The organism is Paenibacillus anseongensis, from assembly GCF_009757995.1.
Taxonomy (GTDB): domain Bacteria; phylum Bacillota; class Bacilli; order Paenibacillales; family NBRC-103111; genus Paenibacillus_E; species Paenibacillus_E chondroitinus.
The window spans coordinates 372,198-385,528 of record NZ_WSEM01000008.1; the positions used below are offsets into that span (position 1 = coordinate 372,198).

Sequence of the window (13,331 nt, forward strand, 5' to 3'; positions counted from 1 at the left end):
CTGAAGCCTCTTGTAAAATGTCATAGCTTGAAAATATCTCAATTTACTTCCTCCATCTCTTAACTTTCCATAGAGAAAAGGGGAGGTTGTCCCCTCCCCGTTATCACCTATTATTTACCAAGCATTTGATTGTATGCTTCTGTCCATTCTTTCTCAACTTCTGTACCACCGTTAGCATAATATTTTTTCACATACTCGTCAAAGGCATCAATTGGAAGCTCGCCAGTAATGATTTTGAAATAAGCTTCAATCGTAGATTTCGCAAGCGCATTGCTTGACTTTGCAAAAGCATTTGTCGCTGGAAGAGCTAGCGGCTCATAGCCTTTCGTTTTTACGTTTTTCTCAGCAAAATCAAACAAGAATTTGTCTCTTTTCTGTGAAAAACCACCGTTTGTAGGGTTAAATACGTTCCAACCCTTCGCGTTCACGTTCTTAGCCGGATCTTTGTCCATGTTAACAAATTGCTCACCATTCAACTTCCAATCCTGATCTTTAATCCCTTGTGTTACCGTGAGGAAATAATCATAATCAGTGAACGTCGCATCAATCATTTTCAATGTTGCTTCTACAACTTTCGGATCTTTCGCTCCTTTGGTCGTAAAGATGTAAGAGTTCGCGTAGGTTGCCCATTGTGGAGCTCCAGATGCTCCCTTCGGGCCAGTCGGAGCTTTCCCGAATGCAATTGTTCCGTTAGGCTGCGATTTGTTGAAGTTAACGTATTGACCGCCCAAGGTATCGGCTGGATTATTCGGCTCAAGCACATTACGCCAGTGATAGAACATCCCCTTGCCAGTCAAACCGATTTTGTTATTGTAAAATGCTTGCGAGTCAGCCCAATAGCCCGTTGTATTCTCTGAAGTTATGAATTCAGGATCAATAAGTCCCGCTTTGTACCACTTGCTTAACACATCAAGTGCTTCTCTCATCTCTGGTTGTGTTGCAGCGGTTACGACTTTGCCATCTTTCAGCATCGGCATTAAGGCACGAGCAGGCTCCTTTGCGGCTGCTTTCACATCATCAAATGCTGGACGACCGAATGCCCCCATTATGATCGGAATAGCAAAGTCTGACATACCGTAAGTGTCTTTTTTCCCATTGCCGTCTGGATCATTGTTGCGGAACTTCGTTAACGCGTCTTCAACCTCAGTCAGCGTCTCAGGCGTTTTGGTAATCCCTACCTTGCTCAACCAGTCCTGGCGCCAAACGATAACCGTTGGATACATGGAACGCGGATTTGTACCTGGAAGGGCATACAATTTACCGTTTACCTTTCCGAAATCCCAAGCATTTTTATTGACAGAATCAATATATTTCGCATAATTAGGGGCCACTTTACGAACAAGTGCTTCGTCAATCGGTGCCGCTACATTTTGAGTAATCAACTTTGGCAGTGTTTGAATGTTAGAGATCTTCATAAAGTCTGGCATTTCACCAGCGGCAAAGCGCATATTGAGCGTTTCGTCCCATTTTTGAGCGTCTGCATACCAAAGGTTAAATTTTACATTGAACTTATCCTGTACAAGTTTTACGACTGGATTTGTATCCGGATTCTCTACCTGAGCATTCGAATCGTATCCCAACCAATCAATTTTAACCGGTTCTTGCTTAGCAGGAGCTGCCGATGGCGATGCGCTTGCAGCCGTCTTATCTCCGCTGTCATTACTGCCACAAGCAACCAAGCTAGCGCTTAGTGTTAAACCAAGTGCAACCGTTGATGCCTTTTTCCATTTCTTTATCAATGTTACCCCTCCATCATCATTCTAGCATATGTTATCCCTATTCATAGGGGACTAACCAATCACTATCCTTTGATCGATCCGATCAAAGCACCTTTGATAAAGTACTTCTGCAAAAATGGATAGACAACTAAGATCGGAAGAATAGACACCATCAACGTTGCCATTTTCAGATTCTCAGCACTCACTGTTAATTTGTTGCCTGAAGACGCTTGCTCCAACATGGAGTCAGTTCCTACGAGCAAAATATTACGCAAAATGATTTGAAGCACTTGCTTCTTCTGATCCTGGATATAAATCATGGCATCGAACCATGCGTTCCAATTGCTAACTGCAGAGTACAAGGCGACAGTTGCAATGATCGGTAAAGATAGCGGAAGTATAATTCGAAACAAGATAACAATGTCATTCGCGCCGTCAATTTTGGCTGACTCTTCCAAGCTTTCTGGAAGTCCCGCTAAAAAGCTCCTTGTAACGAGCAGCATGTACGTGCTAATAGCGGCAGGAAGTACCAGTGCCCACATGCTGTTCATCATGCCTAAATTTTTCACGAGCAGATAAGAAGGAATCATACCACCTGAAAAGAACATGGTGACGACAATTAGACTCGTCCACAGCTTGCGATTCGGCAAATTCGCTTTGGAAAGCGGATATGCGCCCAAAAAGGTCAGCAGCACAGTGATCGAAGTCCCCAGCAATGTCCGAATAATCGTATGTCCGTAAGCCTGCCAGATGCGGTCATCTTGGAGTACGGTTTTGTAGCCACTTAAGTCAAATCTAGTCGGAATGAGATGAAAGCCATAGCTATTGATGACATCCGGCGGGCTAAGTGAATTTGTTATCACCTGCAGAATGGGGATAATGAACGACAGACATAACAGTCCAAGCAGTACATAAACAGTAGTAATAAAAACGCGATCTGTCATCGATTGTTTGATTTTCAAAGCAGTTCTCTCCTTTTCGAAACAGTTAAATGATCGACTCGTCGGCAATTTTTTTCGCAATAAAATTAGCGCTCAGAACGAGTACCAACGCAACGACATTTTTAAATAAACCAACAGCTGCAGCGTAACTAAAATTCATTCGGGCCAAACCTTCACTATAGGTATACGTCGAAATGACATCACCCACATCGAGCACTTTCGCGTTCAACAGATTAAATACTTGCTCGAAATCATCATTAATAATTGAACCGCTTGATAAAATCAACATAATGATGATTACCGGGAACATCGAAGGAATTGTAATGTACCAAATGCGTCCGAGACGATTGATTCCATCTACTTCAGCTGCCTCGTAAACCTCAGGGTTAATTCCGGCAATCGCGGCCAAGTAGATAATGGTCGAGAACCCGATATTGCGCCAAATATCAGAACCAACGAGAATACTACGGAACCAGCTTGGTTCAGTAATGAAGAAGATTGGCTGAAGCCCAAGGTCATTTAGTAAAATGTTAATCGGTCCACGACTGGGAGACAGAATTTCAATTAACAAGCCAGAAAGTACGACCCAAGATAGAAAATGAGGAACATAACTAATCGTTTGTACGAATTTTTTATAGGCACCATGCTTGACTTCGTTAATTAGGATGGCAAGTAAGATCGGTGCAGGAAATCCGAGTACTAACTTATAGAAGTTAATCAGCAGTGTGTTTCGTAGGACAAGCGGAAAATATTCCCCTGTAAACAAATCTTTAAAATTAGCAAACCCCACCCAAGGGCTTCCTGTAACTCCCTCCAGCACATGATAATCCTGAAACGCAATTAATACCCCGTACATTGGTCCATAATGAAAGATTGCATAGTAGGCAAGAACGGGTAGCAGCATGATAAACATATACTTATAGTTCCAATATTGACGCCATAGCGAATTGGTTTTGGCAGTCCTTCTCTTCTCGTGCTTGATTGCTGTTGTAAGCTCCATATCGTCCACTCCAGTACTATTTGTTGTCTGTATGACTACTATAATTTCAGCGTCGATAACTGTCTGCTTACGATTCTGACCTCTTTACAGACGATTTTTACCTAGTGCAAATCGTACAAAGTCGAAAAGAACTCATTAAGAGACGCAGGTAAAAATCGTCCTTATATGAGTCAGAATCGTCAGGAGACACATCTTTGATTTGAAAATATAGTAAAAAGATCAATGTACAGAAAAGAGGCTTCCCATGCACACAGCAATAAAGTTAGAATGGCTTTCCGGGTTATCGAGGGATGTACAGAATAAACTCTCCGTGCTAGAAAAGATCATTACATCCAACATTCGCAGTGTCAAAAAAATCGATTTGGATTCAGGCGCATCGTTGACGAGCGAAGCACAAGAGCTAAATGAGGCAAACTGGTTTTATGCTCGTTTTACACTTTCAGATATAGATAAACAGTCTCTCACTAGCGTTCAACATGTAAGTCTGGATTTCGGCTTATTCGCGAATCTTCGTAAGGTTTCGATCTACTTAAATGGCATTGAGATTGGAAAGTCCAACAATTATGGCTCAGAGTGCACATTCGTCGTGCCGAGCCGTATGCTTTTGGAGAGCAGTAGCCACTCCTTGCTTGCCGTTGTTACGGACAGTGTACAGCTGCAAACTTGGATCAAAGGCAGAGGGATGGAGCTTCATACGCCTGAAGGTTTTATTAGTATGCTTCACGAGCTACCTAGCACCCTTCGGCTCGTAGCGAAGGATGGGCTCGGGCATGTAACAGGAATTCGACGTGAAGACAGCCTAATTGTGATTGACTTCAATTCCGGCAGCCATGGTGTACTTCAAGCATGGAGCCAAGGTGTGTTCCGCTTCACGCTAAATCAACCAACAGATCCCTCTCAAAGGCCGCTCATTGATGAACTGTGTCTCGATGAACTGGATCAGCATCTGCAGGAGGAAGAATGGGGAGAAATTGAGGAACGTTACGGGGACTACATCATTCCCTTTCAAAAACTGACTATTCGCGTCACATCCAAACCATTTGCTCTGACCGTTCAAGATGCAGAGAACCGAGTCGTATTCCGCCAGGGTTCATCTGGTTTAATTAATGGTCAAATCGTAGGAGCCGCGATTGATTTAGCCCCTGACGAGCATATCTTTGGATTAGGAAAAAATGCGACACCAACCATGGATAAGCGTGGTCAGCGTGAAGACATTTGGGTGAATCACGACTGGATCACCTGTGATATTCCTGTCCCTTACTACATCAGTACACGTGGTTACGGTCTTTACATGAATAATTCCTACCATTCTATTTTTGACATGGGGAAGCTTGTCCCGAATCAAGCCATTGCTTGGGCTATGGGCGGCAAACTTGATTATTTCTTCTTGTACGGACCCGATCCGAAACAAATTGTATCGAGTTACACAGCCATTACAGGCAGGTCCAAGATGATCCCTCGTTGGACTTTCGGGTATATGCAGTCCAAAACAGGTATAGATACGACAGAACTCTCGATTAATGCGATTCAAAAGTTTAAACAAAATGACATACCCATCGACGTATATTGTATTGACCCCGCATGGCAGAATGATATGTGTGATCTGCAATGGGATAAGCAAAACTTCCCTGATCCTGCTCTCTTTATGGATTTCCTTAAAGAAAATGACATCAAGCTTATGCTCTGGACTACACCCTTTGTTAATCAATCCTGTGGCAAGTTCGAAGAAGGCGTTCGGGAATCTTTCTTCTGCGTAGATAAGGACGGTGCCTTCTATCCCATCGTGTGGTGGAAGGGCTTCGGCGCAGGCCTGCTTGATTTCTCCCAGCCGCTTGCCGTTGATTGGTGGCGTCAACAATTACGTCCACTGCTTGAGATTGGTGTTGACGCATTAAAAATTGATGGTGGAGACGGCGGAGAAGTTCCTGCAACCATTTATGATGCCACAGGACATAGCGGCAGTGAGTTTCACAACCTGTATCCGGTCTATTTTGCAAAATCCATTTACGAATCAATGCTTCGTGAACGCCCTAACGTTCGCCCTGTTGTGTGGGAAAGAACAGGATTTGTCGGCAGCGGTAAATATCCATGCTCATGGGGCGGAGATCAGAACGGTGATTTCGAGGGGACACGCGTCTTAATTAAAGCCGGACAAGGTGCTGGACTCATGGGTATTCCTTTTTGGTCACATGATATGGGCGGCTTCGGTGAATGTCCGGGGATGACGGAAGAATACTTACTCCGCTCATTCCAATGGGGACTGTGGTCACCTCTATCCAGAGCTCATGGACCTAGATCGAATCCATGGGCATACAGCGAAATGGCAACAGATATCGTCCGAGATTCGATTAAGCTTCGCTATCGCTTACTGCCTTATTTGTACAGCTTGTCTTATGAGACCGTGCAAACCGGTATTCCTATGATGAGAGCAATGATGCTGGAATACCCTTGGGATCCTGAGGCTTACAAAGCAGATTATCAGTACTTTTTAGGATCGAATTTCCTAGTTGCTCCAATCTATGAGGAGAGCGGTCATGAACTGTACACCGCGGTTCGCGATGTTTATTTGCCTGAAGGGGAATGGATCGATTATTGGACAGATGACGTTTATCAAGGGAAACAAACCATTTGCTACGAGGCAATTCGAGAAATTATTCCAATATTCGTTCGGAAAGGTGCCATCATTCCATATATCAAACAAATCAATAACACATCCGATTATCGGGGTGACCGCTATGACATTCAACTTTATCCATCGGAAACGGAAACAAGCTTCAACCTTTATCATGATGATGGAGTGAGTTTGCATTATAAGCATGGAGCTTATGACTTAATTCGTTTGAGTTGCCGCAAAGAAAAGGATCAAGTTATCGTTACCCTTACAACGGAGCATCATGGCATGTTGGACGAATGTCCAACGATAGATTTTAATCTCATTATTCATGATTCGGGAATGACTTATCGCCCATCAACCATTACATTTGAAAAAGGGACAACTCGCGAAATTATATTAACCGCGGACTTTTAATCAAGGCTATTATCTTCATAAAGAGAATCAACAAACCGGAACCCCTTCGGGGTCCCGGTCACATCCTGCAATCCCCTACTGCACAGTCACATCATCGAATTTCGCATTCGCACGATGTGCGTTCAGCCCTATTTTACCTGAGCTGAAGCTAGTATCTGTTGCCGATAATTCCAAATTGCCGTTCACCCAGAAATCGAGGTTCGCGCCATTCAGGACGGCCTTCATGTTGGTCCACGTCCCTGTCGGGAACGCATAGTTTTTGGTGGCTAACGTTGTGAACACGCCCGCGACCTTTTTCTGGATTTTCAGTTCACCGGTGAGCTTGTAATACTGAAAGTTATAACTGTTATTCGCGTCTTGATAGCGCGCATCAATCCCTACACCTGCATAACCTCCGGGATCAAAGGCATCTACTTTCACCTTGGCATTCAACGTCTAATTCGTCCAAGCTGCATTGCCATTCAGTGCATGGGTATCTGACGCCGCCGAGTTGCTTTGTTGATACACTTTGGACCCATCTGTATCCACAGCCCATTTTCCACCTGTCGTCGTCCAGCCACTTGCTGTGCCGGATTCAAAATTATCACTGAAAGCCGGTGTAGGAGGCGGTGTTGTCGTTGTATTGACCAGTTTAATCACATCAAAATACAATTAATAGCCGGTACTTGCTGCATTTTTACCCGTGACTGTGTATCGACAATTCCGGAGATGATTGAGCGGCATATCTGCGTCTCAAAGCATCTCCGGAAGTTGCCGCCGCTCACTCTCTTTAAGTGAACATTTGCTCCACTATTTGCCTGTCCACATATCGGAAACGTAGCCTTTATCAAAAAACGATTTTGGTAAATAGAAATAACCTTGATCGCCCCAGCCTGTTCCCCATGAATTTCTGACAATGATATAGACCGTTCCATTTATTTTTTTATAACCCACAGCGAGAACAGCATGTCCACCAAGCAACGCTTCGCCATGTTTGGGGAGCGGAACCATCCCTGTGCGCGCGACATCAGCGGATTCAAAGCTGTCGTACACGGAAATGCCTAGCACGACCGGATATTCGCTAGCTAGTGCGGATTGCAGAGCGGTAAATGAGGTCACGCGATGATACTCACTGATTTTGAAAGCTTTGGCGTCCGCTTCGGCTTTGACGGAAGGCGTTTCCGCAAATTTGGAAACATCATAAGGGAAATCAGCTTCTGGCGCGCATCCAATCGTCTGCAGAACCTTCATGCCATCGCGAATATACGCGCCTGCATCGGAAGAAATGGTGCCCTCCATCGAGCGCTCATGCCAATACAGGTATAAACGGCTTAACCGTGTTAAAGGCTGCCCGGCTTTCACTTCATAATATTCCCGCAGCCCGGAAGCAATTGCATTGGCCGTGCAGCTGCCTAGCGAGCCTTGATCCACCACAGGTGAGGTGAATTTTCGTAAATCGACACTTTCTGGGAGCATGGCAGCATCCATGTGAAGGGAGCGGAATATGAAATCCCGCACATCTTCTAAGTCTTGTTTTAATGTGTATTTACGTTGAGTCATACGCTCATCTCCTTATGGCCTTTGCTATCAATATATGAGAATCTAGCAAGCTAGCAACGGCGTATAAGGAGATGGTTATAAAAAATAAGAGCCGCTAGAGTTGGGATCTAGGGCTCTTAAACTTATGTTTATATGAGGAATGATAGTTGGCCAGTTGTTCCAATATTATATATATTTTCCTTCCTTTCGATAAAAAGAAGACCGGTACCTTTTGCTCGCTGCAGGCTCAGCATCTATTGATTTCCAATATTTGTTTAGACAAAATGTTACAAATGGGATATTCTACAAAAATATTGTAAAAACATACATTTAGAAAAGGTGGAAAAATGAGAAAGTATAAACTGAAATTGATATCTTCATTTTTGATTCTATCTCTCGTATTTGTTCAAATGTTTAGTGTAATCGCAGCAGCACAAAGCACACCGAATATCATTCCTGTTATGACAAGTAGCACGTCGCCTTCAGGGATTATTACTCAAAGTAGTTTCTATAATTCGCCATATTATCAACCTTATAACGCATTTGATGGGAAGACAGAAGTTAATGCTGATTGGGGAACAACTGAATACCAGAATGCCTGGCTTGCATACGAGTTTCCTACTAAAAAAACTGTCACCTCATATGCAATAGCATGTGGACTAAGTACAGCGCTTTGTCCACAATCGTGGAGATTCGAAGCATATGATGGTACATCATGGGTAACATTGGACACGAAAAGTGGATATAACGGAAGTTATTGGGTTGGAAAACTGTACCAATTGCAGGCTTTTTCAATCACAAATACTGATCAATACATCAAATACAGAATTTTTATCTCGCAAAACACAAGTGGAGATAATAATACAGTGAATATTGATTTAAATGAGTTTCAAATGTATGAAACATCAATTCAAACGCCAGAGTCACCAATCAGTCTTACAGCAGTAGGTGGGGATACAAAAGTTGATCTCAACTGGTCTGTTACTTCAGGCGCTTCGAGTTACAATGTTAAACGTTCTATTAATGCAGGTGGTCCATATACAACTATTGCAACAAATGTTGCCGTAGCATCATATACCGATACAAGTGTAACTAATGGGACAACATATTATTACGTTATAACTGCAGTTAATTCAAGTGGCGAGAGTGGAAATTCAAATGAAACATCAGCGACACCACAAGCACTAGCACAATCAGGTAGAGCAATTCTAGTTATCACGCTCTTAAATGGAGTTGAAAAAGAATACGATCTGTCAAAAACAGAAGTGGATGTGTTTATCAATTGGTATAATGCTAGGGCGACAGGAACAGGTTCAATTACATTCGCAATCGACAAGCATAACAACAACAAAGGTCCATTTAAAGCTCGCAAAGATTACATTTTGTTCGATAAAATCCTGACATTCGAAGTTAACGAGTACGATAGTAATTAAGTCACTAAAGCACCTGCAAAGGTGCTTTTTATTTTACAAATAACGTAATGTTTAATTAGATGTAAAAGTCAAACAGCCCCCCACCTAGTGATGGGAGAAACGAAATATCTTCTGTTTAGCCAGCAATGTGCTGGCATCGAGGCTAACCACAGCATGAATGGCTCCAGCGCCTGCGGATCGAGCATATTGGTTAACTAAGGCAGCTGCTCAATAGGTTGATTGCTCAACAAACTGCATTCTGTCTGATTCTTGATGTGTTCCGAAAACATTGGCAGTATATTCAAACTCTCGGTATTTTCAATTAGTTATCGTTTAATTTTAACACGACTTGGAAATAACCCGCCTGTTTACTTTAAAGAAAAAGGCAGCAAGTCATCTGACCAGCTGCCACAGTATCTATTGAACTTCCTTGGTTCTCTTAATTTAAATCATGATACATATTATTCATATTGATTTACTTCAAAGGAAAGGATTTTCCCATATACAACATAATCCTTTCGTGAAGTGAATGGGCCTTTATTATTATTGTGTTTATCGATCGCGTATATTGCCGTGCCGGTACCTGCTGCTTTTGCTTCGTACCAAGCAATGAAGCTGTTTACTTCTGTCATAGACAGGTCGAACTCTTTTTCTAAACCAGTATCCATAATAATAGTCAGAATCGCCCTGCCCGAAGTTTCAGCAGGTGGCTGCGTAACCGTTCCTTGTGGTGTTGCACTGGCTTCGTTTGATATTCCAGTTTCATTTCCTGTATTAACCGTAGTAACAACATAATAATACTGCTTACCGTTCGTCACTGTGGTATCCGTATAGCTCGTTCCATTAACACCTGTTGCTATTGTTGTATAAGGACCGCCCGACACTTCAGAACGCTTGACGTTGTAGTTTGTAGTGCCAGCAATTACGTTCCATGAAAGATCAACTTTAGCGTCACCACCAGTTGCCGTTAAGGTAAGGGTTATTGGCAATGTAACCGTTCCATGTGGTGTAGCAGTGGCATCATTTGAGATTCCAATTTCATTTCCTGTATTAACCGCAGTAATAACATAATAATACTGCTTACCATTCGTCACCGTTGTATCCGTATAGCTTGTTCCATTAATAGCTGTTGCAATTGTTGTGTAAGGGCCACCCGACACTTCAGAACGTTTGACGGTGTAGTTTGTAGCGCCAGCAACTACGTTCCATGAAAGGTCAACTTTAGCGTCACCACCAGTTGCTGTTAAGGTTATTGGCGTGCTTTGTGTACCTTCCATCATTTGTAATTCAACTATTATTAAATTATTAGTATTTGCAACTGACCCATTATTTTCTGTAACATTAATTCTATACTTAGAATAACTATTTGTGTTATTAAAAGTAAATTCCTTAACTGTATATGATACCCAATCAGTTATATTGGACCTGGAATCTAACACGTTCCACGCAGTTCCGTTCCAACCTTCAAAGGTCCAGCTTTTGGGAAGTGTTTCACGCCATTGATTAGAATGAGACATCACGTATTTATTAATTACCTTTGGATTTGGAAATTCATAAGCAAGCCAGCCAGTTTTCTGCGGAGTGCCCCATCCACCATAACCGTCGCCATCATAAGTAGAGTTCCCATCAAATGCCAACCATGCCGGAGTAATCGCATTTTCAGAACTGGCAGATACAATTCCAGATGGCAGTGTTTTTGAGGTCATCTTAGGAATTTGATTTTCAGAAAATAAACCTGTTGCAAAAACTTGAGTTACCATTAAAAAACTAAGAGAAGCCAAAATTACCATAAAAGAAAACAATTTTGCGATTTTTCTCAAGAAATTCTCCCCCTATTTTACAGTCGATGGAAATTATATAATTAATATAATAAATTGTCTATGAAAAAAATGGTATTTCGTTCATAGTTTCTGTGTCTTTATTTTCCCAAAGACCCTCAACCCACATAATACAATCGACTTAATCTTACTAGTTGAAAATATGTAAGAAACCTCGAATGCTTCTAAGAGTAATCTCTCAAAAGTGTAGACTGTGGACTTTAACTAAATCTAACCCATGCACCCTTGCCACGAATCAAGGTATCTTTAAATCAATAAGCTTGTTATTCTCATCCCATATAACTTGTCCGCCGAAAGATTCAGTGACAAAACGCAATGGAACAAGTGTTGAGTCATTTTTAATTAATGGAGCTTGATCTAGGAGCACTTTTTCATCGTTGATAAATGCCGTTTCTGAATCGACCGAAAGCTTCACCGTTACATTTCCTCTTGTTGCTGAAATAGTCTGTGTAGTGCCCTCCCATCGGATGTTTGCTCCGAGCGACTCATATATTTTTCGAAGCGGTACCATAGTGGTTCCATTAATTATGTCTGGATATTGTTGAAAAGATAATATCTCACCATTCAACCTCACTTTAATAATTGAGGGTATGCCCACTTTAATGGGTTCATCAAAACTCCATCCCCCTGGGCCTACTTGCCCCACCTGATTAAACCCCCAAGCCCAAGCGTTACCATTATTATCTAATGCTACCGTTTGTGTGCCGTCATAATAATAACGGTTTCCACTAATTTGAATTATGGAATTGATTTTAGAATTAAGCGTTAATTCCGACACATCCTTGTAAGTGCCATTGCCGATTTGACCTAGATTATTCTTTCCAAGCCCCCAAATGGATCCATCTTCCTTCAAAATGATTATAGAATGATCCGCGTAGTTCATCTGAGAGGAAAGCAGTATCGTCTTTACGTCAGAGAGAGTGGGTACTAGTTCCGGAATAGAATGAATAAAAGATTGGTTCTGACCATTCAATTTAAATATATCTGGCCCCCATTGAAAGACAGATCCCTCCTCGGTTATAGCAGCGCTTGAACCTCTTCCAAGAGTCATAATTTCTTTAACCTTGCTCTTTATTTTAACTTGTACAGGAAGATAACTTCCTTTATCTCTTCCACCTGTCCCAAGGGAACCATCTTCATTCAGCCCCCATGCCCACACCGTTCCATCTTTTTTAAGTGCTAGGCTGTGATTTATACCTGCTGCAACTTGAATGACATCACTTAGACCACTCACCTGAACTGCGGTCGAATGGATTGTAAGAGAATCCCCACTTCCAATCTGTCCAACCATATTACTTCCCCATGCCCAGACCGTTCCATCCTTTTTTAAGGCGAGAACATGAGATGCTCCTGCAGAAACAGCGACAACATCGTTTACATTTTTCACCTGTACCGGTTTGGTTTCATCATATTTTAACCACCTGGCTTGCAGGTCTATTGGAGATAATTCCATGTTCTCTTGATTGCCCAATTGTCCTGTGTGACCATGTCCCCATGACCAAACGGTTCCATCTTTTTTTACAACAATTGCAAAGTTGGTCCCTGCCGAGATAGAAGTGACATCTGTTAATTCTGAAATCCTCTGTGGTTTCGCTCGATAGTTTATTGAAAATTGACCGTTACCGGTTGTGCCATCTGCTAACTGTCCATATGTATTATCACCCCAAGCCCAAACCGTTCCATCCTTAAGTAACGCTAGATTATAACAATCACCAGAGGATATCTGGCGTATATCGCCTTTATCTGTTTCTGCATAGGTTATATCTGTTAGAAAGCAACTTGCAAAAATAATAACGGAAAAAGAAACAGTAGATAATTTTGCTATTATTTTATTAACCTGAACCACAATTCTTCCTCCTATGATTTCTGCCCTACT

10 protein-coding genes are annotated in these 13,331 nt (G+C 42.2%); 2 read left to right on the forward strand and 8 right to left on the reverse strand.

All coding sequences use genetic code 11. The features are described from left to right. Positions 1–110: 110 nt before the first annotated feature. The 3 genes from GON05_RS09385 to GON05_RS09395 all read right to left on the reverse strand — a co-directional run bounded on the left by GON05_RS09385 (position 111) and on the right by GON05_RS09395 (position 3,659). Positions 111–1,739 (reverse strand): type 2 periplasmic-binding domain-containing protein, encoded by a 1,629-nt coding sequence (locus GON05_RS09385; protein ID WP_157318909.1) that lies wholly within the window; start codon positions 1,737–1,739, stop codon positions 111–113. A 62-nt stretch (positions 1,740–1,801) separates the two neighbouring features. Then, on the reverse strand, positions 1,802–2,680 hold the full coding sequence (locus GON05_RS09390) for a carbohydrate ABC transporter permease (RefSeq protein WP_157318910.1): 879 nt from the start codon (positions 2,678–2,680) through the stop codon (positions 1,802–1,804). A gap of 25 nt (positions 2,681–2,705) precedes the next feature. Next, the gene (locus tag GON05_RS09395; protein WP_157318911.1) at positions 2,706–3,659 is read right to left on the reverse strand and encodes an ABC transporter permease; all 954 of its coding nucleotides are present in this window, start codon (positions 3,657–3,659) and stop codon (positions 2,706–2,708) included. Between the two features lie 244 nt (positions 3,660–3,903). Between GON05_RS09395 and GON05_RS09400 the strand changes: the two genes are divergently transcribed. Further along, positions 3,904–6,687, forward strand: coding sequence for a glycoside hydrolase family 31 protein (locus GON05_RS09400; protein ID WP_157318912.1), 2,784 nt, complete (start codon positions 3,904–3,906; stop codon positions 6,685–6,687). 75 nt (positions 6,688–6,762) lie between these two features. Here GON05_RS09400 and GON05_RS09405 read toward each other — a convergent pair whose 3' ends face one another. The 3 genes from GON05_RS09405 to GON05_RS09415 all read right to left on the reverse strand — a co-directional run bounded on the left by GON05_RS09405 (position 6,763) and on the right by GON05_RS09415 (position 8,226). Then, complete coding sequence (locus tag GON05_RS09405; protein ID WP_157318913.1) at positions 6,763–7,119, reverse strand: 3-keto-alpha-glucoside-1,2-lyase-like domain-containing protein; 357 nt, start codon at positions 7,117–7,119, stop codon at positions 6,763–6,765. 3 nt (positions 7,120–7,122) lie between these two features. Further along, entirely contained in the window at positions 7,123–7,326 is a 204-nt protein-coding gene (locus GON05_RS09410; protein ID WP_157318914.1) for a hypothetical protein, read from the reverse strand. 150 nt (positions 7,327–7,476) lie between these two features. After that, the gene (locus GON05_RS09415; RefSeq protein ID WP_157318915.1) at positions 7,477–8,226 is read right to left on the reverse strand and encodes a C1 family peptidase; all 750 of its coding nucleotides are present in this window, start codon (positions 8,224–8,226) and stop codon (positions 7,477–7,479) included. Positions 8,227–8,552: 326 nt separating this feature from the next. On the opposite strand from GON05_RS09415, the gene GON05_RS09420 reads away from it, so the two are divergent. Continuing rightward, positions 8,553–9,638 carry a fibronectin type III domain-containing protein gene (locus tag GON05_RS09420; RefSeq protein ID WP_157318916.1) on the forward strand — a complete coding sequence of 362 codons (1,086 nt, stop codon included), beginning with the start codon at positions 8,553–8,555 and terminating at the stop codon, positions 9,636–9,638. Positions 9,639–10,078: 440 nt separating this feature from the next. Here GON05_RS09420 and GON05_RS39235 read toward each other — a convergent pair whose 3' ends face one another. Then, the gene (locus tag GON05_RS39235) at positions 10,079–11,437 is read right to left on the reverse strand and encodes a fibronectin type III domain-containing protein (RefSeq protein WP_246238942.1); all 1,359 of its coding nucleotides are present in this window, start codon (positions 11,435–11,437) and stop codon (positions 10,079–10,081) included. 253 nt (positions 11,438–11,690) lie between these two features. Next, entirely contained in the window at positions 11,691–13,301 is a 1,611-nt protein-coding gene (locus tag GON05_RS39890) for an RCC1 domain-containing protein (protein ID WP_157318917.1), read from the reverse strand. Positions 13,302–13,331 lie beyond the last annotated feature (30 nt).

Coding starts and splice junctions, on each gene's coding strand:
- GON05_RS09395 (WP_157318911.1), bottom strand. CDS start 3,659: ATGGAGCTTACAACAGCAATCAAGCACGAGAAGAGAAGGACTGCCAAA.
- GON05_RS09400 (WP_157318912.1), top strand. CDS start 3,904: ATGCACACAGCAATAAAGTTAGAATGGCTTTCCGGGTTATCGAGGGAT.
- GON05_RS09415 (WP_157318915.1), bottom strand. CDS start 8,226: ATGACTCAACGTAAATACACATTAAAACAAGACTTAGAAGATGTGCGG.
- GON05_RS09420 (WP_157318916.1), top strand. CDS start 8,553: ATGAGAAAGTATAAACTGAAATTGATATCTTCATTTTTGATTCTATCT.